The sequence below is a fragment of the Ensifer sp. EB106-03-01-XG145 genome (assembly GCF_058792075.1).
Genome location: NZ_JBYTEC010000005.1, coordinates 19,473 through 46,411 on the forward strand (window position 1 = coordinate 19,473; position 26,939 = coordinate 46,411).

Here is a 26,939-nt window from a genome sequence, read left to right on the forward strand (position 1 = left end):
GCCTTCCCATCCGCGCCGCTTAGCACAATCAGCGGGCTGAAACACCGTTTTCAGCGAAGGAAACCGTCACATCGGGCATTTTTCCACCTGCATAGGGCAGCCGCGTCCTGAAATGGCGGCTCTCGCCCGGCGCGATTGCCGCGCCTTCGGGCATCACGCGCGTGGTCGTAACCTGGCGCCCGTTGGCTGCCACCCCCACCACGACGAGCGGCAGGCGCTGTTCGACATCGGAGCGGTTGTCGATCGAGCCGTAGACGGAAAGCACCCGCATGCCGCCGGAATAGTCGAGCGAGCTCGTGACCCCTGATATCGCAAGCGGCTGGATATCGGCCTGCCCGTCGCCCGCGAAACCGACGATCACCAGAAAGGATGCGAGTGCGAAACCCGCGACCAGGCCGGCGAAGCGGCGCGCCGGCATGTCGCGCAGCCGCGCTTCGGCGAGGCTCAACAGTCGGCCGGCAAGCGATGTTTCGTCGGCCACGACCGTCAAGGTCGGCCGTTTCTGATTTCCCATCTTGGCGTTGTCGTTGAACACCGGATAGGGCGTTCGGCGCGACGAGGGAGCAATCACCTCGAACTCGGCATCGACATAGTCGACGCGTCGCGGCATCGCGGCTGCCTCACGACCGCCCCGTTCGGGCGGCAGGAAGTCCGCCGAAGCGCCGGCGGTTTTGGTCCGGAATGCATGCATGACCAGTTCCTCCTGTCCCACAGGGGCCCGGTGCGGCCACTCGACCTACCGCCTCGACTGCGAAACCATCGGGCAATGCACGAACCCTTGGCATGCAAGAATCTAGGCATTGCATCAAATCTTTCCGACACGTAAACCGGAATGGTTAATGTTTCGGAAAGACGTCGCGAAAGCGGCACCTTTTCATGAAAAATTAACCGCTGCTTAACCATGATTCCGCTGGCGGTTTTGCCTTTCGAGGCTGGTCGTCCTATGCGCGGAGGACCGGAACCGGCCGTCGGTTGCAGGGCCGTGAGAGAGACTGGGCTGCCGCTTGATTCACTTTGAGAACGTCGGACTGCGCTATGGCATGGGACCGGAAATCCTCCGGGACCTGACCTTCGATATTCCGCGCCGTTCGTTCCAGTTCCTGACCGGTCCGTCGGGCGCCGGCAAGACCACCCTTTTGAGACTGCTGTTCCTCTCGCTGCAGCCGACGCGCGGCCTGATCCGGATGTTCGACCGCAACATCTCGTCGATCCCGCGCGAGGAGTTCCCGATGCTGCGCCGGCGCGTCGGCATCGTCTTCCAGGATTTTCGCCTGCTCGACCATCTCACCACCTATGAGAACGTCGCTCTGCCGCTGCGCGTCCGCGGCAAGGAGGAATCGAGCTATCGCGCCGACGTGCTGGAACTGTTGAAATGGGTCGGCCTCGGCGAGCGCATCAATGTCCTGCCGCCGGTTCTTTCAGGCGGTGAGAAGCAACGCGCGGCGATCGCGCGGGCGCTGATCGACAGGCCGGAGATCCTGCTTGCCGACGAACCGACCGGCAACGTCGATCCGCCGATGGCCAGGCGCCTCCTCAATCTCTTCCTCGAGCTGAACCGGCTCGGCACCGCGGTGGTGATCGCCACCCACGATCTGTCGCTGATGGATCAGGTGGAGGCGCGACGCATGATCCTTTCGCAGGGGCGGCTCGACATCTATGAGTGACAGCCGCACGAAACGCCAGAAGGATGCGCCCGAGCAGGCGTCGGAGCCGCAACAACGCCGGACGGAAATGCGCGTGCGGCCGACCGGCCCGATCGTGCCTTCGACCAATGTCTCCGGGCATGCGCTGATGTGCGTGATCGCCATCATGTCGTTCCTTGCCTGCCTGACACTCGGCGGCGTCAGCATGGTCAGGGCAACGGCCCAGAGCTGGCAGTCGCAGATCTCCCGCGAGATCACCGTCCAGATCAAGCCGGACGATAGCCTCGACATGGAGAAGGCGCTCGCCGATGCCCGCGATCTGGCACTGACCTTCAGCGGCACGACCGATGGCAAGATCGTCGATCGCGCCGCCACCGCGCGCCTCCTGGAACCCTGGCTCGGCGAAGGCCTCGATCTCGACGAGTTACCGGTGCCGCGGCTGATCATCATCACCATCGACGAAAACAACCCGCCCGATTTCGCCGCTATGCGCAAGGCGCTGACCGAGACGATCCCGCAGGCCTTCCTCGACGATCACCGCACCTGGGTCGACCGGCTCGTCGCGATGGCCAATACCACGGCGATGATCGGCACCGGCGTGCTGGCCCTCGTGTTCTCCGCCATGGTGCTGACGGTGATCTTCGCCACCCGCGGCGCCCTTTCCGGCAACCGCCACATCGTCGAGGTGCTGCATTTCGTCGGTGCCGAGGCCGGTTTCGTCGCCTCCGAATTCCAGAAGCATTTTCTGAGAATCAGCCTCAAGGGTGCCGGCACCGGCGGCCTGCTTGCCGCGCTGTCCTTTGCGCTTGCCGGCTTCTGGCAGTCGCAGACATTGGCAACACCGCAGACCGATCAGGCGACCGCCCTCTTCGGAACCTTTACCATTGGCTATGGTGGCTATCTCGGTATCGCCGCCATCATCGTCGTCATCGCCATCCTGACGACCGTGACCGCGCGCCTCACGGTCATGCGCACCATCTACGAGATCGACCTCATCCGTTCGGACCCCGGCCGCACGGATCTCTACCAGAGCTGAACCGCCCGATGTTTCGCCGTGCCTCGATCTATTCCTTGCCGTAATCTGTGGCTATGTGAAGAGAATCATGATGGCGCGAGAATTACGCGGGAACGGGATGGCCGGAGGAGGCAAATGGCAGGGGAAAGCCGACGATGGCCGGCGGCCCCGCAGCCTCTTGCGCAAAATTCTCCGGCGAACCTTCTTCGTCCTCCTGTTACCGCTCGCGCTCCTGATCGGCGCCTTCCTCAATTTCGCCGACACCGTCGCATCGCTGCAGCCGCCCGTGCATCCCAAGGCGGATGCGATCGTCGTCCTGACCGGTGGTTTCCAGCGCATCGATCAGGCGGTCGATCTCTTGAAGGGCGGCGCCGGCAAGCGCCTGCTGATCTCCGGCGTCCACCCGACGACCACCGGCAGCCAGATCCGCCGCAACACCCAGAGCTCCGCCGATCTCTTCAAATGCTGCGTCGATATCGGTCATGAGGCGGTCGATACGATCGGCAACGCCACGGAGACCGCACAATGGATCCGTGATCGCGGCTATACGAGCGTGCTCGTCGTCACCAACAATTACCATATGCCGCGCAGTCTGCTGGAGCTTCGGCGCACCCGCCCGGAGACGGAGTTCATCCCCTACCCGGTGGTCAATTCCGATTTGAAGACGACGAACTGGCTGCGTAACCCGATGGTACTGAAATCGATCCTCCTGGAGTTCGGGAAGTATACGATCGCATCGGTTCGCGAATTCGCCGGCGCTCGGCCGACGAGCGGCCTGCGCACCGATTCCTCACGTGCCACGCCGGCGGAAGAATAGAGGCCTTCGAGAACGGCGCCGGCCTAAAGTGAGAGAGGGCAGTTTTCCTTCGGCACGGTTTCGTGTAGGCAGCGATCAATCGGCCTGACGCCGAGCCCCTTAAGAACTCGCCTACGAGAGCGTGCCTGATGATCGTCTTGCGTTCGATCCTTTTCAACATGGTGTTCTACGCCAATCTGATCGTGCAGATGATCGTGCTGACGCCGATCTATTTCCTGCTGCCGCGCAAGAAGGCCTGGTTCGTTCCCAAGAACTGGGTGCGCAGCAATCACTGGCTGCTCGACAAGGTGGTCGGGACGACCTTTGAGATCGAAGGCTTGGAGAACCTCCCGAAGGTCCCCTACATCTTCGCTCCCAAGCACCAGTCCTTCTGGGATGCCTATGCGCTGCTCCCCTGGCTCGACGATCCCTTCTACATTCTGAAGCGTGAGCTCACCTGGATCCCGCTGTTCGGTTGGTACATCCTCAAGCAGCGCATGGTTCCGGTAAACCGGGCCGCCCGCGGCAAGGCGATGACCAGCGTCATGGACCGTACCAAGCAGGAAATGGCAACGGGCCGCGAACTCATCATCTACCCGGAAGGCACGCGCCGCCCGCCGGGCGCTCCGCCGGAATACAAATACGGGATCGCCCGCCTCTACCGCGACCTCAACGTGCCGGTCGTGCCGGTCGCCATGCATCCCGGCCTCTTCTGGCCGCGCCGCAAGTTCCTGCGCTTTCCCGGCCACTTCAAGGTCCGCATCCTGCCGCCGGTCGAGGCGGGCATGGATCCGGATGCATTCCTTGCCAAGCTCATGGAAGTCACGGAGAAGGCCAGTGACGAACTGCTTGTCGAAACGGTGAAGGACAATCCGCACCTGCCGCTGCCGCCGACCGCCGAGCAAAGGCTGAAGGAACTGAAGGCCGCGGGCAGGGCCTAAGCGGTCAGGCCCGCGCACGCTGGCGTGTCTGCTCGAGCAGGCCCACCACCTCTTCCAGCCAGTGATCGCGGATGCCCATTTCCTTGAGATGGGCAAGCGTGTTGAACACATACTCGCTGTTCGGCCCGGATTTTCCGGTCGAAACGGCGACGATATCGGCCGCCTCACCGGTGCTGAGCGTTCCGGCATACTGGACGTGGTCGCGGTCGATGACATAGGCAAGCGCCGGCACGCGCCGTCCATCGGCAAGCAGCACCGGCATCGTGCGCTCCTTGTAGACATGCGTCACCAGCTCACGCTCGCGCAGATAATCGGTAACACTCTCCCGCTGCCCACGCTCGACGCGAAAAGCCGTGCCAATGCAGGAGCCACCTCGGTCGAGCCCAAGCACCAGTCCCGGCCGCTGTTCGGTGCCGCGGTGAACCCAGGAATGCACGCAGAGCGACCGGCGATAGCCGAATGCGCGTGCCGCCAGCCTCTCCTCGAAGGCAAAGCCCGGGTTCCACATCAGCGACCCGTAGCCAAAGACCCAAAATTCGTCCATATCCACTGTCATTCAACCCGCGCTGTCTGCTCTCACCACCGAATCATCATCGGCTTGTAGGAATGGTCAGCCATGTCGGTTTCTACGGCACAGCATCTCGGCACGAAAGAGACAAGCTCGTCCTCGTGCCCCCGAAGACAAGAATAGTTTTGCGGATCGACGGCGCCAACCGAAAGGCAGCCGCAGTCCAGTTTAGAGTGAGGTATCCGCGCCCATGTCGGCAACCGCAGTTTCCAATCCCTCGCCGGTCAGCCGGAAGTTCCGCTGGCTGACGGCAGGCATCGTGCTTGTCGCCGGCATCTATTCGGCCGGCTGGTTCCTCGCCGCCGATCAGATCGAGAAGCGTCTCACGGCCCGTCTTGCCGATGGACAGGCAGCCGGCCTCGGCGGCGAATGCACAAACATGGACGTGCGCGGCTTTCCGTTCCGCATCGGCCTCTTCTGCGACAAGGTCCACCTCGACGACACCCGCCATGGCACATCCGCCTCCTTCGGGGCGCTGCGCACAGCCGCCCAGGTCTACCAGCCCGGCCACGCCGTGATCGAGCTCGACGGCCCGGCCGAAATCCGGGCGTCGCCCGGCCTCAACGTCTTCGCCGACTGGACGCTGCTGCATGCGAGCGTGCGCGCGACCTTGTCGGGTGTCGACCGCACCTCGCTCACCTATGACAACCTCACCGGCCGGGTGCGCCTGCCGCTTGCGGGCGACGGTCTTGGCTTCGGCGCCAGCCACGGCGAACTGCACCTGCGCCAGAACGGCGCGGACCTTGATGCCGCTTTGAGTGTCGACAAGCTCGATCTTCGTCCGGAGGAAGGCCCGAGCTACGCGCCGCCGGCAACGGTGGCTGCGGACCTGACCTTCACCGACAAGGCCGGGTGGATGGCAACCACGCCGACGCCGGAGATGTTTCGCGGCAGCAAGGGCGAACTCAGACAGCTCACCCTCGATCTCGGCTCCGGCATGAACGCCAAGCTTTCCGGCCCCTTCTCGGTCAACGATCAGGGACTGATTTCCGGCGAGTTCTCGCTGACGATGACGAATATCGAGGCCTGGCGGGCCAATCTGGTCAAGCTGATTCCCGACGACGCCAACCTCGTCGACAACACCGCGAACATGCTGAAGGCGCTCGCCAACGGCAAGGACGAGGCGACCGTGAAGCTCAACGTGCGCGACGGCACGGCGTTTCTCGCCTTCATCCCGATCGGCGTCCTGCCGACGCTCTAGATCGTCGAACACCCGCTTCCGGACGGAAGACCGTTCCTCGGTCTTCCTCGACTTGCTCAGCTTATTTCTGATCCATGGCATGCCGGCCGAAGTCCGGCATCGCCGTATCCTGGCCCGCCTGGATGATCGAGCGGCGGATGGCGCGGGTGCGGGTGAAGAGGTCGAAGAGCTTCTCGCCGTCGCCCCAGCGGATCGCCCGCTGCAGATAGGCGAGATCCTCCGAAAACCGTGCCAGCATCTCCAGGATCGCGTCCTTGTTGTGCAGGCAGACGTCACGCCACATGGTGGGATCGGATGCCGCGAGACGGGTGAAGTCGCGGAAACCCGAGGCCGAATACTTGATGACTTCGGACTCGGTGACGGTCTCGAGATCATCGGCCGTTCCGACGATGTTGTAGGCGATGATGTGCGGCAGATGCGAAACGATCGCCAGCACCTTGTCGTGGTGCTCGGCGTCCATTTCCTCGACCATCGAGCCGAGCGTTTCCCAGAAACGCCGGAGCCGCGCGACCGCTTCCCCATCAGCGCCCTCCGGCGGCGTCAGGATGCACCAGCGGCCGCGGAAGAGGCCGACGAAGCCGGCATCCGGGCCCGAGTGCTCGGTACCGGCGATCGGATGCCCCGGCACGAAATGAACGGTCTCGGGCAGATGCGGCGCCATCTGCGCGATCACCGAGCCTTTGGTCGAGCCGACATCGGTGACGATCGCACCGGGCTTCAGATGCGCGGCAATCTCGGCCGCGACGGCACCGGACGCGCCGACCGGGACCGAGACGATCACGAGGTCGGCGTCGCGAACGGCGTCGGCCGCAGACAGTGTATAGCGATCGCCGAGCCCGAGCTCCTGCGTACGCTTCAGCGTCGCCTCGCTGCGCGTGGAGACGACGAGCGTACCGGCAAGCTGCTTCTCGCGGATATCGCGCGCGATCGACGAGCCGATGAGACCAATGCCGATGAGGGCGATCGTTTCAAACTGCTGAGCCATTATTTCCGTCCCATGAATTCGATCAGCGCCGCGATGACGCCTTCGTTGGCTTCTTCCGAGCCGATGGTCATGCGCAGCGCATTGGGGAAGCCGTAGCTGCGGACCGCCCGCAGGATATAGCCGCGGCTGGTCAGGAAATCATCGGCTTCCTCGGCCCGCTTGCCGTTTTCTTCCGGAAAGTGGATCAGCACGAAATTCGTGACCGAGGGCGTGATGCGCAGCCCGATCGCTTCGAGCGCTTCGCTGACACGCGCAAGCCAGGTGAGATTGTGATCGACTGCCGTTGCCACGAAAGCCTGATCACGGATCGCCGCAGCACCCGCCGCGATAGAGGGCGCACTGAGGTTGAAGGGCCCGCGGACACGGTCGACCGCGTCGATCACCTCCGGCGGTGCATACATCCAGCCGATGCGCAAACCCGCAAGGCCGTAGATCTTCGAGAAGGTGCGGGTCATCACCACATTGCGGCTGGCCGAGACGAGCTCCAGACCGGCGGCATAGTCGTTGCGGCGCACATATTCGGCATAGGCCGCATCGAGCACCAGCAGCACACCCTCGGGCAGCCCCGCATGCAGCCGGCGGACTTCATCGACGGGGATGTAGGTGCCGGTCGGATTGGCCGGGTTCGCCAGGAAGACGACCTTGGTGCGCTCGGTGACCGCCGCGAGAATGGCATCGACATCGACGCGCGCATCCTTCTCCTTGACGGTAATGGGCGTCGCGCCCGCCGCCAGGATCTGGATCTTGTAGACGAGGAAGCCATGCTCGGTGATGATGCCTTCGTCGCCGGGCCCGAGATAGGTGTGGCAGAGAAGCCCGAGCAGCTCGTCCGACCCATTGCCGCACATGATGTTTGCCGGGTTGAGGCCGTGCACAGCACCGATCGCCTCTCGCAGCGCCCGCGCCTGGCCATCCGGATAACGTTCGAGGTTGAAGGCAGCCGACTGGAAGGCCTCGATCGCCTTCGGGCTTGCGCCAAGCGGTGTCTCGTTGGACGAGAGCTTATGCACCTTGGCGACACCCGGCGCGTGCTCCTTGCCCGGCACATAAGCGGCAATATCCAGGATGCCGGAACGCGGCTCAGGGCTCTTCGAAGCAAGGCTCATCGGGTCAGCTTTCTTTGGCCATCAAAGTGCTGCAGCGACCGATACGTGCCTTGGGAGGCGCGCGGCGCTGCAGGCAGGAAAAGAGGTCAAGCCATTAGCGGCGCAAGCGGCTTTTGTCGAGGGTCCGCCGCGGTTCCCAGGCAGGTTAGCGGGTGGGACGCGGCCTCTCGCGCGTGCTCGGCACGCCCTGCGGCGCCAGCACCGGCACGAAGACGCGGCGCGATGCGCGTGCGGCGACCGGCAGCCCCTGGTAAAGCCGCTTCTGCGCCTCGACGACGATGACGCCGGAGAAGACCGGCCAGAGCGAACGGCCGAGCCGCTCGAAGCCCCGACGCAGCCGCAGGATCGCCCTGAGTTTCGACGGCGGGAAGAAGAGCGCATCCGCCGTGGCACCTGGCGTGAAGTTGGTCTCGCGCAGCAGCGCCGTCAGCTGCCCACGCGAATAGGGTCGCCCGGAACCGAAGGGCGTGTGTTCCATGCGCGCCCAGACGCCGCGCCGGTTGGGCACGACGATGATAAGGCGACCGCCTGGCGCCAGCACCCGCCAGATCTCCTTCATGGTCTCCCGCGGGCTTTCGGCGAATTCCAGCGAATGCACCATCAGCACCCGGTCGATCGAGGCGTCGGGCAGCGGCAACTCCTCATCGAACACCAGCGCCGTCGAGGAGAGCTCGGCAACCGGCCAGTTCACCGCCCCCTGCCCCGCCGGCATGAAGGCGAAGGTGCGCTCCGTGTCCTTGCGGAACCGTTCGAGATAGGGAACGGCATAGCCGAGGCCGACCAGCCGCTCGTCCGGGAGCCGCGCCCAGACGGACGAAAGCGCCATGGTGACGGATTGCTCCGCCATCCGGCCGAGCTCGGAGTGATAGAATTCTCGCAGGTCGACGATATCGGTGTGCATTCGCAACATGTTAGCTTCGAAGCGGTAGACTTCAAGGTAAGGCTCGCTACATTCGGCAGCATTCCCTCTCTTCTGACCGGAGGACGTGCCATGGCCGCGCTCGAACTCGACCTCTTCCTCTGCCGCACCGATAATTTCGGCGTGCTGATCCACGATCCCGAAAGCGGCCTGACCGCCTCTATCGACGCGCCGGAAGAGGCGCCCATCCTGGAAGCGCTGGAGCGGCGCGGCTGGAGGCTTACCCACATCCTGACGACCCATCATCACGGCGATCACGTGGCGGCAAATGACGCCCTGAAGGAACGCTTCGGCGTCACGATCATCGGGCCTTTCGGGGAAGCCTCGAAAATTCCGGGGCTCGACAAGGCCGTGCGCCATGGTGAGCGCTTCGATTTTGCTGGTCGTTCCGTCGAGGTGATCGAGACCCCGGGCCACACGGCCGGTCACATCTGCTTCCACTTCCCGCAGGACAGGCTGCTGTTTGCCGCCGACACCCTGTTTGCGCTGGGCTGCGGTCGTCTGTTCGAGGGGACGGCAGCGACCATGTGGCAGTCTCTCAGCCGGCTGATGGCGTTGCCGGATGACACGACGGTCTATTTCGGCCACGAATACACGCTGTCCAACGCCCGCTTCGCGGTCACGGTCGACCCCGAGAATGCCGAGCTCAAGGCGCGCGCCGCCGAGATCGAGGAGACGCGCTGCGACGGCGGCTTCACCGCACCGACGACGATCGGCCTGGAGAAGCGCACGAACCCGTTCCTGCGCGCCACCGACCCGGGCATCCGCGCCCATCTTGGAATGCAGAACGCCGACGATGCCACGGTCTTTGCCGAAATCCGCAAGCGGAAAGATAATTTCTAGTGGCTGAGACGCAATCGGCGGCGGAGATCATCAAGGCACTCGGTTTGGCGCGCCATCCGGAGGGCGGCTGGTACTTCGAGACCTTCCGCGATACGGCTGGTGGCCCACGCGGGCATTCGACGGCAATCTATTATCTGTTGGAGCGCGGCGAGCGCTCGCACTGGCACCGTGTCCGCGACGCGGTCGAGATTTGGCACTATCACGCCGGTGCGCCGCTCGAACTCAGCATCGCCGAAGATGGAAAATCCGCCGAGACGCTGCGGCTCGGGTCCGACATTCTGAGCGGAGAACGACCGCAGGGCGTGGTCCCGGCCGATTGGTGGCAGTCCGCCGCCTCGCTTGGCGAATGGACGCTGGTCGGCTGCACCGTCGCGCCAGCATTTGATTTCGCCGCCTTCGAAATGGCGGCCCCCGACTGGCAGCCGCCCAAGCGATAACAAGCCCGGTTATTCCGCCGGCTGGGCCACCGTCGCACGATTGCGGAAGATCATGTCCTTTGCAGCAAGCACTGCGCCGCCGGTCACGAACAGGCAGGCGAGCGCGATGCGCCAGGACGGCTCGGCAAAACCGAACAGGATCAGGATCAGCGTCGAAAGCACCGGCGCCGCATAACTCGCGACGCCGAGAAGCTGGATATTGCCGTTCTTCACCCCAAAGTCCCAGGCATAGAACGCCGCTCCGACCGGCAGCAGCCCGAGGCCGACGACCGCCAGCCACTCGAAGGTCGTCGCCGGCCAGACGGTCGTTTCGAGCGCCAGATGGCAGACGAAAGACAGGATCGAGGTCGCAAGACAAAATCCTGTCACGACATCCGTCGAGACCGCTTCGAAGCGGCGGGTGATGAGCGAATAGCCCGACCAAGTGAAGGCGCAGAGAAAGGCGGCGCCGTAGCCAAGCAGATAGGCATCGTCGAAGGCAACGCCATTGCGCGCCACGATCAGGATCGTGCCGACGAGGCCGGCGAGTGCGCCGGCGAGATGATACCAGCGCAAGCGCTCGCCCGGCAGCAGCGCCGAGCCGACGACGATCAGCAGCGGCCAGAGATAGGCGATCAACCCGGCTTCCACTGCCGGGGCGTTGCGCAGGGCCGTGAAATAGAGAAAATGATAGCCGAACAAACCGGCGATACCCGTGATCCAGACCTTGGCGGGTTGCTTGAGCAGCGCCAGGCGCTCAGGCCTCATCCCCAGCACCACCAGGCCGGGCAGGCTGCCGATCAGGAAGCAGATCGCCGAAAGCTGGAACGGAGGCATCTTGCCGGATGCTGCAGTGAACAGCGCGAGCAGCGACCACATCAGAATGGCGGAAAAACCGATCAGCGTTGCCTTGAATTTCATAGTCGTCCCCTCGCGCGATTTCTCTCACGGAAACCTGCGCCGATAAAATCTTCGTGCTTCGTGGTATTTAACCTTTTAGTTGCACACGACCGCGCGTCAACCACCAAATCGTGTCGCCGAGACCGTGACCGGTCCGAGCTTGGTGGGGATGCGGACATAGACGGGGGCGTAGACGTTCACGTTGGGCGCCTTGGCAAACCAGATTTCCATCGTCTGCAGACGACGCAGATACTCGACATCCTCGCGGCCCTTCTTGTAGCCGGCCTTCGGCACGAAACGGATACCGCAGACGATCACCTCCCCTTCGAAGCCCTTGGTCTTGAAAGGCTTGGTCCCCTTCGGTGAGAGCTTGATGTCGAGCCGCGACTCGCCGTCAAAGATCGGCAGCGTGTTGGGGCACACGCGCGCCTCGGCGGGAATGATGAGGCCCGAGAGCGGGTCGAGCACGTTGCGCATGTCGCGCGAGGTGACGGGCACCCAGTTCTTCGGCAACGGCGCGCGCTTGGGCGTCATGCTGGCTTGCACCACATTGCCGTTGCGATAGGTGACGTTGATCGCCCTGCTCTTCGATCCACTGCGATAGGACATCGAATAGTGCGAGGCGCGCAGGTAATCCCTGCCGATCACACCCGAAACCTGCGTCTGGCCCGAGGTGTGGCTGAGGATGTCGAGCAGCCCGGCGGATTTCAGCGTTCCGGATATCGTGTAGCGATTCTTCTGAAGCTCGGTATGGAAGGAGGCGCGCGCAACCGGCAGACCGGCGAGCGAGATGCTGTAATCCGTCAGATGTTCGACATCGGCGGCCGACGATGCTGTGGAAAACGAGACCGCGGACAGCAGCGCCGCCACGCGAAAGCCATTTCGCAACTTCATGCCCTGAAAAATCCATCGCTTGAATATCGCCGTAATACCCTGAAATGCAGGCTCTTTGCGGCTTTTCTACGCCCAGTACGCTGCAGCCGGCCGTCGGGCCGGCCCCGTGGCCGCCACCCGTCCTCATGCAAGAAATAACGCATAGCAAAACCGCTTGGAATGGGTCTCGCAAGGCATTATTCTTGCGAGAACTACGCCTCACATCTGAAGAACGGACGGGAAAAACCGCGGGTTTTCCGAGAATGCAAGAGGTTTGGCTTGACGGGCGGGCCGTCTCTGACTATAGAACCGCGACTTTCCAATAATGGCCTAGGAACGCGGCCTGGGCTCTGGGCCCGCTACCGCATTGTCCGGCGGCGATAAAGAGAATAGGTGTACCATGTCCCGTAGTTGCGAATTGACCGGCAAGGGCGTCCAGTCGGGCAACAATGTAAGCCACGCCAACAACAAGACCAAGCGCCGGTTCCTGCCGAACCTGTGCAACGTCACGCTGATTTCCGATGCTCTCGGCCAGCGCTACCGTCTGCGCGTTTCCGCTGCAGCTCTCCGCTCGGTTGAACACCGCGGCGGCCTCGACGCCTTCCTGCTGAAGTCGGACGAGAACGAGCTGAGCATGCGCGCTCGCCTGCTGCGCCGCCAGATCGTCAAGAAGGTTGCTGAAGCCGCCTAATCGGCGCCAGCGTCCTGTCTTTGACACGCGTTTAAAAGGCTTGCGGGTTCATCCAGCAAGCCTTTTTCTCGTGCGCGTGTTTCTGCCTTCATCGGCCGGATGCTCGATCCGGCTTTCATCCCTCTAGCTGGTGGCATCTCCCAGGATAAAAAAATGCTGATCAACCGCACTTTCTTCGTCTATATCGCGCTCATGACCCTCGTGGTCGTGGCTTCGAACATCCTCGTACAGTACCCGCTGCCGGGCTCGATTGCCGGCATGCAGCTTGGCGATCTTCTCACCTGGGGCGCCTTCAGCTATCCCTTCGCTTTCCTGGTGACGGATCTCACCAACCGACAGTTCGGGCCGCGCATCGCGCGCCGCGTGGTGGTCGCAGGCTTCATCGTCGCCATCCTGCTCTCCTTCGTCGCCGCCACGCCGCGGATCGCGATCGCCTCAGGTTCGGCCTTCCTGTTCGGCCAGCTTCTCGACATCTCCGTGTTCAACCGCCTGCGCCGTCAGAGCTGGTGGCATGCGCCGCTCGCAGGTTCGCTGATCGGCTCGGCACTCGACACCGCGATGTTCTTCTCGTTCGCCTTTGCCCCGTTCTTCGTGTTCTTCGGACCGAACGACAGCTTCGCGCTGGAAACCGCGCCCCTTCTCGGCGTGCTCACGGCCGAAGCACCGCGCTGGATCTCCTGGGCGATCGGCGACTTGAGTGTCAAGATCCTCTGCGGCCTCGTCATGCTGCTGCCCTATGGCGCGCTGATGAGCGTCGTCAAGCCGATGCCGGCAGCGGAAGCCAAGGCATCCGCCTAAGCAAGGTCTACCGAAAAGGATCGAGCCGATGATTGCGGTCAAAACGACCGCAATCATCGGCTCTGTCGTTTGAGAGTTTGGATCGCTCGCCCTTTGGGCGAAACAAGCATTGCCTACTGCGTCAACGCGGTCGTGAGGCGGAACTCGAGCATCAGATTGCGCTCGAGGATGGAGTGGTTGTCATCCGAAACGACGATCACCCGAACTTCGCCGTCCGGCCGTATGACGACGTCGAGCCCTTCCATATTGTCGATCTGGTGGCGCATGTCGGCTTCGAAGATGACTTCGCCATCGACCACGGCGCCGGGCTTGATCGTGTCGCCGGCAATACGCCGGATCTGCATGCCGAGACCCGATCCGAACGAGAAGCGCCGCTCCAGGAGCAGCAGGTCGCCGTTCGGCAGGAACGCGCCGTCGGTTACCGCATAGGGATCCTTGCGCACGACGGCAAACGCGCCGCGCTGCGGCCCGTCGAGAATGCCCGCCAGCAGATTATCCGCCTTATCGACGCTGCGCTCCGCAACGGCGATCGTCGCGCCAGCCAGAGGGCCGTCCTTTGGCGCCACTGCGATGGTCTCGATGCCGCCATTGTTGCGCAATTCCTTGATCGGGAACGGCAACGCCAGGCTCCCGATCGGCGTAGATGCAGCAAAGCCCGGGTCCGGGTAGATGTCGATGCGGTGTGCCTGCTCGTAGCTTACGACCACCTGCCCCGACCGCAGCGCCAATCCTTCGGAATCCACCTTCCACTTCGCCAGCCCGACGTCGCCGTTGCGGTCGGCCATCGGCGTGGCGGTAAGGTCCGTAAGACCGGAAAGCCGGCCGTCCGCATCACGGGTCACGGCGCCTTCGAGCCAGTGTCCGGTGTCCATGATCGCGATGAAGGAAGCACCATCCGGTCGAAAACGGATTGCCGACACGGCGCCGAACAGGGAATTCGCAGAGGTCATTTCCAGTCCGCCAACGAACTCCAGCGCGCCGAACCGGGTGGCGCTCGATCCAACCGCGAAACTGCTGATCTGACGACTGCGGATCGGCAGAGTTTCGCCGTTCGAGGCGGCCCATGCCGAGCCGGTCGACGCCAAAAGCAGGAGGGCTAGAAGTCCGCGACCGAGCATGGGGAAGTACCTTCAGGGGAAGAGCATCAGGAATGAAACGGAGTACGACGACGAGATACACCTGCCACGGCGCACTGAGATCATCGCTGCAGCTTGGTAGACTGTAAAATTTTGTCCGTAAATTGACTTCGGCTCAAGGCCGGAACGGGCTGTCGCCGATTGGCGTTCGGAAGCGGCAAACACCACCTCCGAACGAAACAAATTATCCGGCGCGACGAAGACGCGAGGAACCGCGGCGCTGGCTTTCATCCTCGAAGAGCGCGGCCAGCTGCTCGGTCATCGCACCGGCAAGCTCGTCGGCGTCGACAATGGTCACGGCACGACGGTAGTAGCGCGTCACGTCGTGACCGATACCGATCGCCAGAAGCTCGACAGGCGAGCGCGTTTCGATCTGCTCGATGACCGCGCGCAGATGCCGTTCCAGATAGTTTCCGGGATTGACCGACAGCGTCGAGTCGTCAACCGGCGCGCCGTCGGAGATCATCATCAGGATGCGGCGCTGTTCGCGCCGGGCCATCAGTCGCTCATGCGCCCACATCAGCGCTTCGCCGTCGATGTTTTCTTTCAGCAGGCCCTCGCGCATCATCAGGCCGAGATTGCGGCGCGCCCGGCGCCAGGGTGCATCGGCCGACTTGTAGATGATGTGGCGCAGATCGTTGAGCCGGCCCGGCGCCTGCGGCTTGCCGCCGGCGAGCCACTTTTCACGCGATTGCCCGCCCTTCCAGGCCTTGGTGGTGAAGCCGAGGATCTCGACCTTGACGCCGCAGCGCTCCAGCGTGCGCGCCAGAATGTCGGCGCAGGTCGCAGCAACGGTGATCGGACGGCCGCGCATCGAGCCGGAATTGTCGATCAGCAGCGTCACCACCGTGTCGCGGAAGTTGGTGTCCTTCTCGCGCTTGAAGGAAAGCGGCTGCATCGGGTCGATGATGATGCGCTGCAGGCGCGCCGTGTCGAGGTAGCCCTCTTCGAGATCGAACTCCCAGGAGCGGTTCTGCTGCGCCATCAGGCGGCGCTGCAGGCGGTTGGCAAGGCGACCCACAGCACCCTGGAGATGGGAAAGCTGCTTGTCGAGGAAGGCGCGCAACCGGTCGAGTTCGGCCTCGTCGCACAGCTCTTCCGAAGCGATCGTCTCGTCGAACTCGCGGGTGAAGACCGCGTAGTCGACCTTCTCGTTGAAGTCGGCAAAGGGCTGGTTCGGGCGCTTGACCTCGCCGGGCGTCTCGCTGTCCTCGTCGCCCTCGTCCTGGAGATCGTCGTCGGAGATCTCCGCGCCGTCCATCTCGCCTTCTTCCATCTGCTCTTCGGCAGCCTGGTTTTCATCGGCGGGGGCGGCGTCGTCGCCGGCTTCCTCGTCGCTGGCGTTTTCGTCCTGCTCCTGGCTGCGCGGCTGGTCCTCGTCGGTCTCGCTCTCCTGCTCGTCCGGCTCGATGTCGTCGTCGCCGTACTTCTCGGCGACCTCCATCGAGGTCAGCATGTCGCGCACGACCCGGGCAAAGGCCTGCTGGTCGTTGATCGTCGACGACAGGTTCTGGATATCGCCGGCGGCCTTGCCTTCGATGAACTCGCGCCAGAGGTCGAGCACCTTGCCGGCGGAGGCCGGTGGCTTCTCGCCGGTCAACTTCTCGCGCACCAGCAGCGCCACGGCTTCGCCGAGCGGCGCGTCGGCCTGCCGCTCGATCGTGGCAAAATTCGCCTTGGCGTATTTCTCCTCGAGCATGACGTTCAGGTTCTTGGCGACACCCGCCATGCTGAGCGCGCCGATCGCCTCGACGCGCGCCTGCTCGACCGCATCGAAGATCACGCGGGCGTCGGCCCCTTGCGGCGACATCGTCGCGTGGATGCGCGCGTCGTGACAGGCCTTGCGCAGCGCCATGCTGTCACCCAGCCCGCGGGTGACGCTGAGTTCCTGCAGCGTCGGGCGCTTGGAAAGCTCCGGCAGACGAATGCGCTCGCCGGTCATGCCCGGCCGCTCGTTGGCGAAGGCGACTTCCACCTCGGCATCGCCCGCGATCGATCGGATGCAGCCGGAAAGCGCCCGCTTGAACGGTTCGGCAGCATTCTCGCGCGTGGTTGGCTTTGCCTTCGAGTTCGAGCTCACGAGAGTTCCTTCTTCAGCCAGATGCGGTGAAATCCCGGCGGGAAATCATCGAGTTTGCCATAAACGTCATAACCCAGCTTCTGATAGAAGCCGTCGCCCTGGAAACTGAATGTGTCGACATAGATGTAACGGGCACCGCGGCTTGCGGCGACCGCTTCGACACGCGCAACGAGCTCACGCCCGCTGCCCGACCCTCTCAGCGCCTCGTCTACCCAGAGCAGTTCGATGAAGCACCAGTTCCACGCCGTGTAGGCGACGATGCCGCCTACGATCTCGTCGCCGTCGTTACGCACCGAAATGGCGAAGCGCTTGTATTTGGCGCTTCCCGCCTTTTCGAGGTTGAAGGCCTTGAGGCCCTTGAAGACCGCGTTGGCGGTCTTCGTGACGCTCTTCTCCTCAACGAAGCGAAGCGCCTGTGCGCCCTCCGCCTCCGCCATGGCTCAGGCGGTGGCTTCCAACACGATGTTGGCAGCGCTTTCCTTGAGCTCGATCCCGAAGGCGCGCTGGTAGTGCTCGGCGACCAGCGCCCGCTCCAGTTCGTCGCACTTGTTGAGGAAGGTCACACGGAAGGCAAAGGCGATATCGCCGAAGATGTGGGCGTTCTCGGCCCAGGTGATGACCGTACGCGGGCTCATGACGGTCGAAAGATCGCCGTTGATGAAGGCGGCGCGCGTGAGGTCGGCAACACGCACCATCTTGGAGACGGTCTCGCGGCCCTTGTCGGCGGTGAAGCCCTTCACCTTGGCGGCGACGATGTCGACTTCCTTGTCATGCGCCAGGTAGTTCAGCGTCGTGACGATCGACCAACGGTCCATCTGCGCCTGGTTGATCTGCTGCGTGCCGTGGTAGAGGCCGGTGGTGTCGCCGAGGCCGATGGTGTTGGCGGTCGCAAACAGGCGGAAGGCCGGGTGCGGACGGATGACGCGGCTCTGGTCGAGCAGCGTCAGGCGGCCGGAGGATTCGAGAACCCGCTGGATCACGAACATGACGTCCGGACGGCCGGCATCGTATTCGTCGAAGACGAGTGCGACATTGTGCTGGTAGGCCCAGGGCAGGATGCCGTCCTTGAACTCGGTGACCTGCAGGCCGTCCTTGACGACGATCGCGTCCTTGCCGACGAGATCGATACGGCTGACATGGCTATCGAGGTTGACGCGCACGCAAGGCCAGTTGAGGCGGGCAGCGACCTGCTCGATATGGGTGGACTTACCGGTACCGTGATAGCCCGAGACCATCACGCGTCGGTTGTGGGCGAAGCCTGCGAGAATAGCGAGCGTGGTTTCGCGGTCGAAGAGGTAATCCGGGTCGAGGTCCGGCACATAGGCGTCGCCCTTCGAATAGGCAGGAACGCGCAAATCCGTATCAATGCCGAAAACCTCCCGGACCGAGATCGTCGTATCGGGGAGGTTGGAAATGTCGAGGTCAATCTTGCTCATCATGTCTCCAGAGCGGCCACCGGACGGCACCCGCGCATTCGCCTGCAAAAGTGCTTCTGTAATAATCCGCGTTGTTAGCAGAAACCAGCCTGTTTTAACAATTGGTAGGCTTGAATAACCGCGCGAAAACGCTCTTCGGATCCCCTATCTCCGCCATTGGCATCGGGGTGATGCTTCTTGACGAGATCCTTGTAGGCAGCCTTGATATCGGCAGCAGTGGCCGAGGCCCCGAGGCCGAGTGTTTCGAACGCCTTTGCCTCGAGCGTCTTCAACTTGCGCTGGCGCGGCTCCGGGCGACGGGCGCGCGCTTCGCTGACGAAGCCGAAGGGGTCGCGCATCCGGGCCTGGGCGCCGGCCGAGCCCGACCGCGTCTGCGACTGCGTCGGACCGTTCTTCGCATTCTTGTTGACGCCGACGGTCCAGGTCGGTCGGTGGCCGGTCACCGCTTCCTTCTGGTAGCGGGCGACCTCGCTATCGGAAAGGCCGGAGAAGTAGTTGTAGCCCTTGTTGTACTCCTTCACATGCTCGAAGCAGAACATGAAGTACTGGCCCTCGGCATTGCGGCCGACGGGCGCTTTATGCACGCCCTTCTGATCGCAGCCGTCCCACTGACAAACGGGCGCAGCCGGCTCCGCCCGGGGCTCAACCTTGCGCCGGGTGCGAATGCGATCGAAGTATTTTGAATCGAGTCTCATGGTGCTCATTATGGGGCTTGGCTGGGGCCACAACAAGAATTGACAAAACGGAATGTTGCTGGCTTTGTGCGGGCATTTTGCGCCGCCAAGCCAGCGATTACCGGGTACTGCAGATCCGCGAGGGGGCGTCAAGCAACCAAGGAAATGGGACGGAAGAATGTCGCTCACGGACACGATCGAAAAGAAGCTGATCGAGGCCTTCCATCCTGAGAGATTGGCGGTCATCAACGAGAGCCACATGCATGCCGGTCATCAGCCGGGTTTCGATGGCGGCGGCGAAACCCACCTGCGGGTGCGCATCGTTTCCAGCGCCTTTACCGGCATGAGCCGCGTCGCCCGTCACCGCGCCATCAATGATCTCCTGAAACCGGAACTCGATGCCGGCCTGCACGCCCTTGCCGTCGAGCCCGCGGCTCCCGGCGAAGCGACCCGCTGGTAGCAATCAAGACGTCGGAGCGGCACCGTCTTCCGCCGGGCGGATGCGCAGCTTGGTGATCCGGTTCTTCACCCTCTTCATCACGATGAAGCGCTTGCCGTGGAAGGTGAAGGCCTGACGCTCCTCCGGGATGCTCTTGGATTCGTGGATCACCAGACCGGCGACCGTCGTCGCTTCCTCGTCCGGCAGCGACCAGTCCAGCGCACGGTTGAGGTCGCGGATCGGCACCGAACCGTCAACGACGATCGAACCATCCGCCTCCTGGCGTACACCCTGGATATCGAGGTCGTGCTCGTCGGCAATATCGCCGACAATCTCCTCCAGGATGTCTTCCAGCGTCACCAGGCCCTGAACTTGGCCGTATTCGTCAACGACGATCGCCAGATGCAGCTTGCGGCGCAGGAAAGCGTTGAGCTGGTCCTTGAGGTTGGTAGTGTCCGGCACGAACCAGGGCTTCTGCGCGATCTTGACGATATCGAGGTTTTCTGGCTCGACATTGGGCTCCGCCAACGCCCGCAACAGATCCTTGGAGTGCACGACGCCGATGATGTTGTCGGTCGAACCGCGCCAGAGCGGCAGTCGCGTGAACGGGCTTTCGAGGATATCACGAACGCAGGTCTCCGGCGGCTCGTCGGCATTGATCGCCCGCATGGCGGTGCGGTGGATCATGATGTCGGAGACTTCGAGTTCGCCGAGATCGAGCACGCCGCCCAGCCGGTCGCGGTCGGCCTTGATCACCGAACCCTCTCGGTGCAAGAAGTCCACTGCGCCGCGCAGTTCCTCATGCGCCGAAAGCATCGACATATCGGCGGCAAGATTGACGCCGAAGAGATTGAGCAGGCGCCGGACGATCCCGTTGACGACGCTGGAGACCGGCCCGACGATCGCGACGAAGGGCCGAACCAAGGGCGCGACAGCGAGCGCGAAGCGATCGGGCGAAGCAATCGCCCAGCTCTTCGGCAGAACTTCCGAGAAAATAACGAGCAGCACGGTCATGGCGAGCGTCGCGATGGCGACGCCGGAATCGCCGAAGAGACCGATCAAAAGGCTCGTCGTCAACGACGAAGCAAGGATGTTGACCAGACTGTTGCCGATCAAGAGCGTACCGATCAGCCGGTCACGGCGTTCGATCAGCCGGTTGACGATGCCGGCACGCTCCTCGCCGTTGTTTTCGAGCGTGTGCATGCGCGAGCGCGAGGCTGCCGTCAGCGCCGTCTCAGAGCCCGAGAAGAACGCCGACAGCACGAGCAGGCAGAGGACCGAGAGGATCGACAGCCAGTATTCCGCCAGAAAAGCAATAAAGGCTTCGCCTGTCATTGCGGATGTTTTTCCCTCAGGAAGCTCAGGACCTCCGATGCCGGAACGTCATCGGCCACAAAGGATTGTCCGACGCCGTGCGTCAGAATGAAGGTGAGCTTGCCGCCCTTGACCTTCTTGTCCTGGGCGATCGCGTCCATCAGCCTCTCGGCCGGAGGCAAGGTGCCCGGAATTTCCGACATGCGGGTCGGCAGGCCCACAGTCTTCAGATGCGCCTCGACACGAGACGCATCGTCCGGGCTCGCAAGGTTCATGCGTGCCGAGAACTGATGCGCAAGCACCATGCCGATCGAAACGCCCTCGCCGTGCACCAGCCGGGCGCTGTCGTATTCGGTCGCAGCCTCCAGCGCATGGCCGAAGGTGTGGCCGAGATTGAGCAACGCCCGCAGACCGTTCTCGCGCTCGTCCGCTGCCACGACCTCGGCCTTGGCCTGGCAGCTGATCGCGATCGCCTCGATGCGAGCCGCGCCGCCGGCAAAGACCGCCTGCCAGTTCTTTTCGAGCCAGGTGAAGAAGTCCGGCTTGTCGATCAGCCCATACTTCGCGACCTCGGCATAGCCGGCGCGAAACTCGCGTGGACTCAGCGTGTCGAGCACGTCGGTATCGGCGAGCACCAGATCCGGCTGATGGAAGACGCCGATCAGGTTCTTGCCGTGCGGGGAATTGATGCCGGTCTTGCCGCCGACGGAGGAATCGACCTGTGCCAAGAGCGAGGTCGGGATCTGGATGAAACGCGAGCCACGGCGCACGATGCCAGCGGCAAAGCCGGTAAGATCGCCGATGACGCCCCCGCCAAGCGCGATCACCGCATCGTTGCGCTCGATCCGGGCGCCAAGCACGGTTTCACAGACCGGGATCAGTTGCTCGAAGCTCTTGGTCTTCTCGCCGGCGGGAAGCACGAGCGACACTGCGTCGATGTCACGCTCCTTCAGGCTCGCCATCAGGGGCTCGAGGTAGCGCGGCGCTACGTTCTCGTCAGTGATCACGGCCATCTTGCGCCCCTTGAGGCGGGCGGCGATCTCCTGGCCGGCGGCGGCAATCAGCCCGGGACCGATCAGGATATCATAGGAACGATCGCCGAGGTCGACGCGGACCTTGCGTTCGGCAGCGGGCGCAACATGGCTATTCATGGTTCTTCTTGTCCTGGTATTCGATAACGGCGGTGAGAACGTCCTCCACCATCGTCTCTTTCTTCACATCGCGCGACAGCACCGTCAGGTCGGCTTCCGAATAGATCGGGTAGCGCGCGTTCATCAGGTTTTCGAGCGTCTGCTTGGGATTTTCGGTCTTCAGCAGCGGCCGGGTATCGCGCTTGTTGACCCGCTCCCAGAGCACGTCGAGCTCGGCATTGAGCCAGACCGTCAGGCCGCCCTTCCTGATCTGGCGGCGCGAGCGCTCGTTGATGTAGGCGCCGCCGCCGGTCGAGACCACACGCGGACCACTTCTCAGAAGCCGTTTCAGCACCCGCGTTTCCAGTGCGCGGAACTCCTCCTCGCCGTAGCGGGCAAAGAGATCGCTGATCGTCATGCGCGAGACGCGTTCGATCTCGTGGTCGGAATCGACGAAGGGAATTCCGAGCGCCTGGGCGGTCAATCTTCCGATTGCCGACTTGCCGGCGCCCATGAGACCGATGAACACGAGATTGCGTTTACCGAGTACAAGCTTCGCCCGCTCGGCAAGCGTTGCGGAAACCGGTTCGATCACGTCGTTCATTGGACTTCTTATTCCCCATTCCCTTTCGGTATCGACAAATCGGGGTGTAGCGTCAAGTCGTCGCGCGCGTCCGCTCACGGTTCTTGAACTCGGCCGAAGCGGCGTTCATATAGGTCTGGCACCCGCCTTTGTGCCGCGCGTTCATCCGAACGCGCGATCACGCTGGCTGTTTGAACGCCTGCATGCATATCCTTTGGTCCGCTTCGGCCGAAGGCTTCATGCAGAGGAGATTGAAATGCCGACCCTCTTCCGGTTCCTGTTCTTTTGTCTGGTTGTCGCCGGGATAGTCTATGGCACGATGATCTCCCTCGTCACCTTTGTCGAACCGGTTGAGCGCGACGTGACCGTGAAAATCCCGTCCGAGCGGGTGAACAAGCCCCAATGAGCGACCTCTCCGCCGCCCATGTCGAGGCCTTTCTCGAAATGATGAGCGCCGAACGCGGCGCTGCGGTCAACACGCTGCAATCTTACGAGCGCGACCTGGAGGATGCCGCCTCGCACCTGCGCACGCTCGGAACCGGGCTGACGGCGGCAACCCCGGACGACCTTCGCACCTATCTCGCCCATCTCTCGGGCCAGGGCTTCAAGCCCTCCTCGCAGGCACGGCGGCTTTCGGCGCTCCGGCAGTTCTACAAATTCCTCTACGCCGAGGGTATGCGCGGCGACGATCCGACCGGCATTCTCGACGCCCCGAAGAAGGGGCGCAGCCTGCCAAAAACGCTGAGCGTCGAGGACGTCTCGCGGCTGATCGGGCAGGCCGAGAGCGAGGCCGCATCAGGAGGTCCGGACCACCTTGCGAAGTTGCGCATGCATGCGCTGATCGAACTGCTCTACGCCACCGGCATGCGCGTCAGCGAGCTGGTCTCCCTGCCGGCGAGCGTGCTGGCGCAGAACGGCCGCTTCCTCGTGATCCGCGGCAAGGGCAACAAGGACCGGCTCGTGCCGCTCTCGCAAGCGGCAATCCGGGCGATGCGGGCCTATGGCGAGGCGCTCGCCGAGGAAATGGCCAGGGAGGAAGCGGGCAACCGCGAGAGCCCGTGGCTCTTCCCCTCCTCCGGCAAGCAGGGCTTCCTGCCGCGCCAGGTTTTTGCGCGTGATCTGAAATCGCTCGCCGCACGCGCCGGCATAAGGGTCGCCACGATCTCGCCGCACGTACTGCGGCACGCTTTCGCCAGCCACCTGCTCGCCAATGGCGCGGACCTTCGCGCCGTGCAGGAACTGCTCGGCCATTCGGACATTTCAACGACACAAATCTATACACATGTGCTGGAAGAACGGCTGCACAACCTCGTGCAAAACCATCACCCTCTTGCCAAACAGGCGAAAAAACAGGATTAGGACGGCCGGGCACGCTGGTTTCGGCCCGCTGGTCCTTGTCGCAAAATGATCGGAAACGCATCTCATGCACAACTATCTCGATTTCGAAAAGCCCATCTCCGACCTCGAAGGCAAGATTCTCGAATTGAAGAAGCTCGCCGGCGAAGACGAGAGCGTGAACACTTCGGATGAGATCGAACGCCTGGAGACGCGCGTCCGCGACGCGATGATCGAGATCTATTCCAAGCTGACGCCCTGGCAGAAGACCCAGGTCGCCCGTCACCCCTCGCGCCCGCACTTCCTGGATTACGCCGCCGAGCTCTTCACCGAGTTCACGCCGCTTGCGGGCGACCGCAACTATGCCAACGACGATGCAATCCAGGCCGGCCTTGCGCGTTTCCGCGGCATGCCGGTCGCCGTTCTCGGCCAGGAGAAGGGCAACGACACGAAGTCGCGCATCAAGCACAACTTCGGCAGCCCCCGTCCTGAAGGCTACCGCAAGGCGATCCGCGTCATGGAAATGGCCGATCGCTTCGGCCTGCCCCTGATCACGCTGGTCGATACCGCCGGTGCCTATCCGGGCGTCGGCGCAGAAGAACGCGGCCAGGCGGAAGCCATCGCCCGCTCCACTGAGATGTGCCTCAATGTCCGTGTGCCGATCGTCACCGTCGTCATCGGCGAAGGCGGCTCCGGCGGCGCCATCGCGATCGCTACCGGCAACCGCGTCTACATGCTGGAGCATGCGATCTACAGCGTCATCTCGCCGGAAGGAGCTGCCTCGATCCTGTGGCGCGATTCCACCCGCGCCAAGGAAGCCGCCAGCAATATGAAGATCACCTCCGAGGACCTGAAGGCGCTCGGCGTCATCGACGGCATCATTCAGGAGCCGGTCGGCGGCGCACACCGCGACCCGAACGCGGTCATCGGCCGCACCGGAACCGTGATCGCCGACGCGTTGAAGGAATTGTCCGGACGCAATGGCGACCAGTTGCGCACGGATCGCCGACAGAAGTACCTCAATATCGGCCGCAACCTCTAAGCTGGACCGGGATGCGGGCGGAAATCCCACGCCCTCTATCCGATCTGGTCCTGGTGGTTCGCGATTGCGCAAGCGGATTTCGCAACTGCAAAGCGGAGTATGGCCAAATCTTGGCCATATTCATGAGGTCATGAACAGCGCATCGGCAGGGCCACCCTGCAGGGTTAAGAATTCGTGAAGTATAATCGCTTAGTGATTCTCTAAAGAGCCCACCCTCGCGGACTTGGGCTTTCCTGCATAATTCCTTAAATCGGCATCGATTTAAGGGCAAAATTATGCAGCTATCTAAAGAGTCACAGCGTCCTTGGCGCGTCAAAGACGCGCGGCGCTGTAGTCGAGTTGGGTTTGAACGGGCCTCTGCTGATGCGTTTCAGAAACCTTGTAGCTTCCGCCGCCATTGTCGCCGCGCTAGCCGGCTGCACCAATGAAGCGCTGGACACGACGACGTCGGTCGACCTCAAGTCCGTCAAGAACAAGACCGAGTACCAGGTCTCAGCACCCATGGTCAGAAAGATGAGCGAACTCGGGATGCAGAAGCAGGCCCCGATCTCGCTGCGCATCTTCAAGGAAGAAGGCACGCTCGAGGTCTGGAAGGCCAATACGGCCAATCGCTTCCAGCTGCTGAAAACCTATAAGATCTGCGCCTGGTCCGGCAAATTGGGCCCGAAGGTAAAGGAAGGCGATCGTCAGGCGCCGGAGGGCTTCTATCCGCTCTTCCCGCACCAGATGAACCCCAACTCGAATTATTACCTGGCGATCAACACCGGCTATCCCAACACCTACGACAAGGCGAACGGCCGTCAGGGAACGCACCTGATGATCCACGGCGCCTGCTCGTCGTCGGGCTGCTACTCGATGACCGACGAGCAGATGATCGAGATCTTCGCCCTCGCCCGGGATTCCTTCAAGGGCGGCCAGGAAAGTGTTCAGCTCCAGGCCTTCCCCTTCCGCATGACCGCGGAAAACATGGCGCGCCATCGCAACAACCCGAACATCGATTTCTGGAAGATGCTGAAGGTCGGCTACGACCAGTTCGAGATCACCAAGCGTCCGCCTGAAGTGAACGTCTGCGAGAAGAAGTACGTCTTCAACCAGCAGGCCTCCGGCCCGTTCAATCCGAGCGGCCAGTGCCCGGCCATGTCGACCCCGCCGGCGCTGCAAGTGGCGATGGCAGGCTTCGAGAAGACCTACCAGACCGACTACGACAAGGCCATGAAGAAGTATGACGGCATGGTCTGGTACGAGCCGAGCGAAGCCGAGCGCAAGGCGATCGTCGCCAAGCAGCGCGTCGGCCGCGAACTCGCCTATGCGCCAACCGGCAACTCCTTCGACGCCGGCAAGCTGATGAAGGCCAGCGACCTCGAGAAGAAGCTCGCCGACCAGAAGGAAGCGGAAGAGACCAAGCAGGCCGTCGAGATCCAGAAGAAGGAACTCGAAAAGGCGACCGACGGCGGCAAGCACGTCCCGGTTCCAGCCGCCAACCCCGTACCGCAGCCGGTGATGCAGGCAGCCGTCGAGCAGCCGGCGAAGAAATCCTTCTGGAGCCTGTTCTCGAAGAGCGAGCCGGAGGCAGAAGCACCCGCTCCGGCCGTTCAGACACCCGAACAGCAGGCAGCCGTCGCACCGCAGGCGCAGGAACCGGCGAAGACGACCAAGCAGGCACGCACGACGGCGCCAGCTGCGACTGAGCAGCAGACGGCCGCCGTTGCAACGGCACCTGCCCCCGAGGCGGTGACGGAAACGCCTGTGCTCACCGAAGAGCCGCCGAAGAAGCGCCCCTTCTGGAAAATCTGGGGCAATTGATGCCGAGTGAGACCAAGATCGTCTACGACCTCAGGGGGCTTAAATGCCCCCTTCCCGTTTTGAAGACGCGCAAGCGCATGTCCTCACTAGCCCCGGGCGCATTGCTGGAGATCGAGACGACCGATCCTCTGGCAGTGATCGATATCCCGCACTTCTGCAACGAAGACGGCCACACGCTCGAAGAGTCCGCTGCTGCCGACGGCGGCCACCGGTTTCTGATCCGCAAGGGCGCCTGAGACGCCGCGACGGGCCGCGGCATCACAATGCTATCT

The 26,939-nt window shown here is 63.0% G+C and carries 30 protein-coding genes; 15 read left to right on the forward strand and 15 right to left on the reverse strand.

The features are described from left to right. Positions 1-28: 28 nt before the first annotated feature. Complete coding sequence (locus AC3WWH_RS14450; protein WP_057254765.1) at positions 29-691, reverse strand: hypothetical protein; 663 nt, start codon at positions 689-691, stop codon at positions 29-31. Between the two features lie 313 nt (positions 692-1,004). Here AC3WWH_RS14450 and ftsE point away from each other — a divergent pair, with 313 nt between their 5' ends. The 4 genes from ftsE (at position 1,005) to AC3WWH_RS14470 (ending at position 4,395) form a co-directional block, all read left to right on the forward strand. Next, complete coding sequence (gene ftsE / locus AC3WWH_RS14455) at positions 1,005-1,664, forward strand: cell division ATP-binding protein FtsE (RefSeq protein ID WP_057254764.1); 660 nt, start codon at positions 1,005-1,007, stop codon at positions 1,662-1,664. After that, complete coding sequence (locus AC3WWH_RS14460; RefSeq protein WP_058321087.1) at positions 1,657-2,679, forward strand: cell division protein FtsX; 1,023 nt, start codon at positions 1,657-1,659, stop codon at positions 2,677-2,679. The genes ftsE and AC3WWH_RS14460 overlap by 8 nt, the downstream gene beginning before the upstream one ends. 97 nt (positions 2,680-2,776) lie before the next feature. Then, entirely contained in the window at positions 2,777-3,475 is a 699-nt protein-coding gene (locus tag AC3WWH_RS14465) for a YdcF family protein (RefSeq protein ID WP_058321086.1), read from the forward strand. 128 nt (positions 3,476-3,603) lie between these two features. Next, the gene (locus tag AC3WWH_RS14470) at positions 3,604-4,395 is read left to right on the forward strand and encodes a lysophospholipid acyltransferase family protein (protein WP_058321085.1); all 792 of its coding nucleotides are present in this window, start codon (positions 3,604-3,606) and stop codon (positions 4,393-4,395) included. 4 nt (positions 4,396-4,399) lie between these two features. Here the strand turns inward: AC3WWH_RS14470 and AC3WWH_RS14475 are convergent, their stop codons facing one another. Then, on the reverse strand, positions 4,400-4,951 hold the full coding sequence (locus AC3WWH_RS14475) for a gamma-glutamylcyclotransferase (protein ID WP_058321084.1): 552 nt from the start codon (positions 4,949-4,951) through the stop codon (positions 4,400-4,402). A gap of 202 nt (positions 4,952-5,153) precedes the next feature. Here AC3WWH_RS14475 and AC3WWH_RS14480 point away from each other — a divergent pair, with 202 nt between their 5' ends. Continuing rightward, a complete protein-coding gene (locus AC3WWH_RS14480) occupies positions 5,154-6,164 on the forward strand; it encodes a DUF2125 domain-containing protein (RefSeq protein ID WP_058321083.1) in 1,011 nt (336 codons plus the stop codon). Positions 6,165-6,225: 61 nt separating this feature from the next. Here AC3WWH_RS14480 and AC3WWH_RS14485 read toward each other — a convergent pair whose 3' ends face one another. The 3 genes from AC3WWH_RS14485 to AC3WWH_RS14495 form a co-directional block, all read right to left on the reverse strand. Continuing rightward, positions 6,226-7,149: a prephenate/arogenate dehydrogenase family protein gene (locus AC3WWH_RS14485; protein WP_057254758.1), complete on the reverse strand. Its 924-nt coding sequence runs from the start codon at positions 7,147-7,149 to the stop codon at positions 6,226-6,228. After that, entirely contained in the window at positions 7,149-8,255 is a 1,107-nt protein-coding gene (hisC, locus tag AC3WWH_RS14490; protein ID WP_058321082.1) for a histidinol-phosphate transaminase, read from the reverse strand. Before hisC ends, AC3WWH_RS14485 begins: the two co-directional genes overlap by 1 nt. 145 nt (positions 8,256-8,400) lie before the next feature. Next, positions 8,401-9,165 carry a class I SAM-dependent methyltransferase gene (locus AC3WWH_RS14495; RefSeq protein ID WP_093233941.1) on the reverse strand — a complete coding sequence of 255 codons (765 nt, stop codon included), beginning with the start codon at positions 9,163-9,165 and terminating at the stop codon, positions 8,401-8,403. A gap of 81 nt (positions 9,166-9,246) precedes the next feature. On the opposite strand from AC3WWH_RS14495, the gene gloB reads away from it, so the two are divergent. Next, positions 9,247-10,017, forward strand: a complete 771-nt coding sequence (gene gloB, locus AC3WWH_RS14500) for a hydroxyacylglutathione hydrolase (RefSeq protein ID WP_057254755.1) — start codon at positions 9,247-9,249, stop codon at positions 10,015-10,017. Then, positions 10,017-10,454: a cupin domain-containing protein gene (locus tag AC3WWH_RS14505; RefSeq protein ID WP_058321081.1), complete on the forward strand. Its 438-nt coding sequence runs from the start codon at positions 10,017-10,019 to the stop codon at positions 10,452-10,454. The genes gloB and AC3WWH_RS14505 overlap by 1 nt, the downstream gene beginning before the upstream one ends. A gap of 9 nt (positions 10,455-10,463) precedes the next feature. On the opposite strand, the gene yddG is transcribed toward AC3WWH_RS14505, so the two are convergent. Then, positions 10,464-11,354, reverse strand: coding sequence for an aromatic amino acid exporter YddG (gene yddG / locus AC3WWH_RS14510; protein WP_058321080.1), 891 nt, complete (start codon positions 11,352-11,354; stop codon positions 10,464-10,466). A gap of 96 nt (positions 11,355-11,450) precedes the next feature. Next, positions 11,451-12,227 carry a DUF3108 domain-containing protein gene (locus AC3WWH_RS14515; RefSeq protein ID WP_058321079.1) on the reverse strand — a complete coding sequence of 259 codons (777 nt, stop codon included), beginning with the start codon at positions 12,225-12,227 and terminating at the stop codon, positions 11,451-11,453. A 379-nt stretch (positions 12,228-12,606) separates the two neighbouring features. On the opposite strand from AC3WWH_RS14515, the gene rpmB reads away from it, so the two are divergent. Both rpmB and AC3WWH_RS14525 read left to right on the forward strand, forming a co-directional pair. After that, positions 12,607-12,897, forward strand: coding sequence for a 50S ribosomal protein L28 (rpmB, locus tag AC3WWH_RS14520; RefSeq protein ID WP_034806568.1), 291 nt, complete (start codon positions 12,607-12,609; stop codon positions 12,895-12,897). A gap of 153 nt (positions 12,898-13,050) precedes the next feature. Next, positions 13,051-13,695 (forward strand): queuosine precursor transporter, encoded by a 645-nt coding sequence (locus AC3WWH_RS14525; RefSeq protein ID WP_057254752.1) that lies wholly within the window; start codon positions 13,051-13,053, stop codon positions 13,693-13,695. A 113-nt stretch (positions 13,696-13,808) separates the two neighbouring features. Here the strand turns inward: AC3WWH_RS14525 and AC3WWH_RS14530 are convergent, their stop codons facing one another. The 5 genes from AC3WWH_RS14530 to AC3WWH_RS14550 form a co-directional block, all read right to left on the reverse strand. After that, complete coding sequence (locus AC3WWH_RS14530; RefSeq protein ID WP_058321078.1) at positions 13,809-14,813, reverse strand: esterase-like activity of phytase family protein; 1,005 nt, start codon at positions 14,811-14,813, stop codon at positions 13,809-13,811. Positions 14,814-15,015: 202 nt separating this feature from the next. Continuing rightward, complete coding sequence (cobT, locus tag AC3WWH_RS14535; RefSeq protein ID WP_058321077.1) at positions 15,016-16,911, reverse strand: cobaltochelatase subunit CobT; 1,896 nt, start codon at positions 16,909-16,911, stop codon at positions 15,016-15,018. Further along, complete coding sequence (locus tag AC3WWH_RS14540) at positions 16,908-17,348, reverse strand: GNAT family N-acetyltransferase (protein ID WP_058321076.1); 441 nt, start codon at positions 17,346-17,348, stop codon at positions 16,908-16,910. The genes cobT and AC3WWH_RS14540 overlap by 4 nt, the downstream gene beginning before the upstream one ends. 3 nt (positions 17,349-17,351) lie before the next feature. After that, entirely contained in the window at positions 17,352-18,347 is a 996-nt protein-coding gene (gene cobS, locus AC3WWH_RS14545; protein WP_058321093.1) for a cobaltochelatase subunit CobS, read from the reverse strand. A gap of 74 nt (positions 18,348-18,421) precedes the next feature. Then, positions 18,422-19,051: a J domain-containing protein gene (locus tag AC3WWH_RS14550; RefSeq protein WP_057254748.1), complete on the reverse strand. Its 630-nt coding sequence runs from the start codon at positions 19,049-19,051 to the stop codon at positions 18,422-18,424. A gap of 148 nt (positions 19,052-19,199) precedes the next feature. Here AC3WWH_RS14550 and AC3WWH_RS14555 point away from each other — a divergent pair, with 148 nt between their 5' ends. Beyond that, positions 19,200-19,481 (forward strand): BolA family protein, encoded by a 282-nt coding sequence (locus tag AC3WWH_RS14555; protein WP_057254747.1) that lies wholly within the window; start codon positions 19,200-19,202, stop codon positions 19,479-19,481. 3 nt (positions 19,482-19,484) lie between these two features. On the opposite strand, the gene AC3WWH_RS14560 is transcribed toward AC3WWH_RS14555, so the two are convergent. From AC3WWH_RS14560 to AC3WWH_RS14570, 3 genes are read right to left on the reverse strand one after another with little or no spacing between them, the layout of a single operon-like run. Beyond that, entirely contained in the window at positions 19,485-20,795 is a 1,311-nt protein-coding gene (locus tag AC3WWH_RS14560; protein WP_058321075.1) for an HlyC/CorC family transporter, read from the reverse strand. After that, positions 20,792-21,925, reverse strand: a complete 1,134-nt coding sequence (gene aroB / locus AC3WWH_RS14565) for a 3-dehydroquinate synthase (RefSeq protein WP_058321074.1) — start codon at positions 21,923-21,925, stop codon at positions 20,792-20,794. The genes AC3WWH_RS14560 and aroB overlap by 4 nt, the downstream gene beginning before the upstream one ends. Continuing rightward, complete coding sequence (locus AC3WWH_RS14570; protein ID WP_057254744.1) at positions 21,918-22,508, reverse strand: shikimate kinase; 591 nt, start codon at positions 22,506-22,508, stop codon at positions 21,918-21,920. Before AC3WWH_RS14570 ends, aroB begins: the two co-directional genes overlap by 8 nt. Before the next feature lie 235 nt (positions 22,509-22,743). On the opposite strand from AC3WWH_RS14570, the gene AC3WWH_RS14575 reads away from it, so the two are divergent. From AC3WWH_RS14575 to AC3WWH_RS14595, 5 genes are all read left to right on the forward strand, one after another. After that, positions 22,744-22,893, forward strand: a complete 150-nt coding sequence (locus AC3WWH_RS14575) for a hypothetical protein (protein ID WP_113399023.1) — start codon at positions 22,744-22,746, stop codon at positions 22,891-22,893. After that, the gene (gene xerD, locus AC3WWH_RS14580) at positions 22,890-23,846 is read left to right on the forward strand and encodes a site-specific tyrosine recombinase XerD (RefSeq protein ID WP_058321072.1); all 957 of its coding nucleotides are present in this window, start codon (positions 22,890-22,892) and stop codon (positions 23,844-23,846) included. Before AC3WWH_RS14575 ends, xerD begins: the two co-directional genes overlap by 4 nt. A gap of 64 nt (positions 23,847-23,910) precedes the next feature. Continuing rightward, complete coding sequence (locus AC3WWH_RS14585) at positions 23,911-24,864, forward strand: acetyl-CoA carboxylase carboxyltransferase subunit alpha (RefSeq protein ID WP_057254742.1); 954 nt, start codon at positions 23,911-23,913, stop codon at positions 24,862-24,864. Between the two features lie 363 nt (positions 24,865-25,227). Further along, entirely contained in the window at positions 25,228-26,667 is a 1,440-nt protein-coding gene (locus AC3WWH_RS14590; protein WP_058321071.1) for a L,D-transpeptidase family protein, read from the forward strand. Beyond that, on the forward strand, positions 26,667-26,903 hold the full coding sequence (locus AC3WWH_RS14595; protein ID WP_057254740.1) for a sulfurtransferase TusA family protein: 237 nt from the start codon (positions 26,667-26,669) through the stop codon (positions 26,901-26,903). The genes AC3WWH_RS14590 and AC3WWH_RS14595 overlap by 1 nt, the downstream gene beginning before the upstream one ends. The last annotated feature ends 36 nt before the right edge of the window (positions 26,904-26,939 follow it).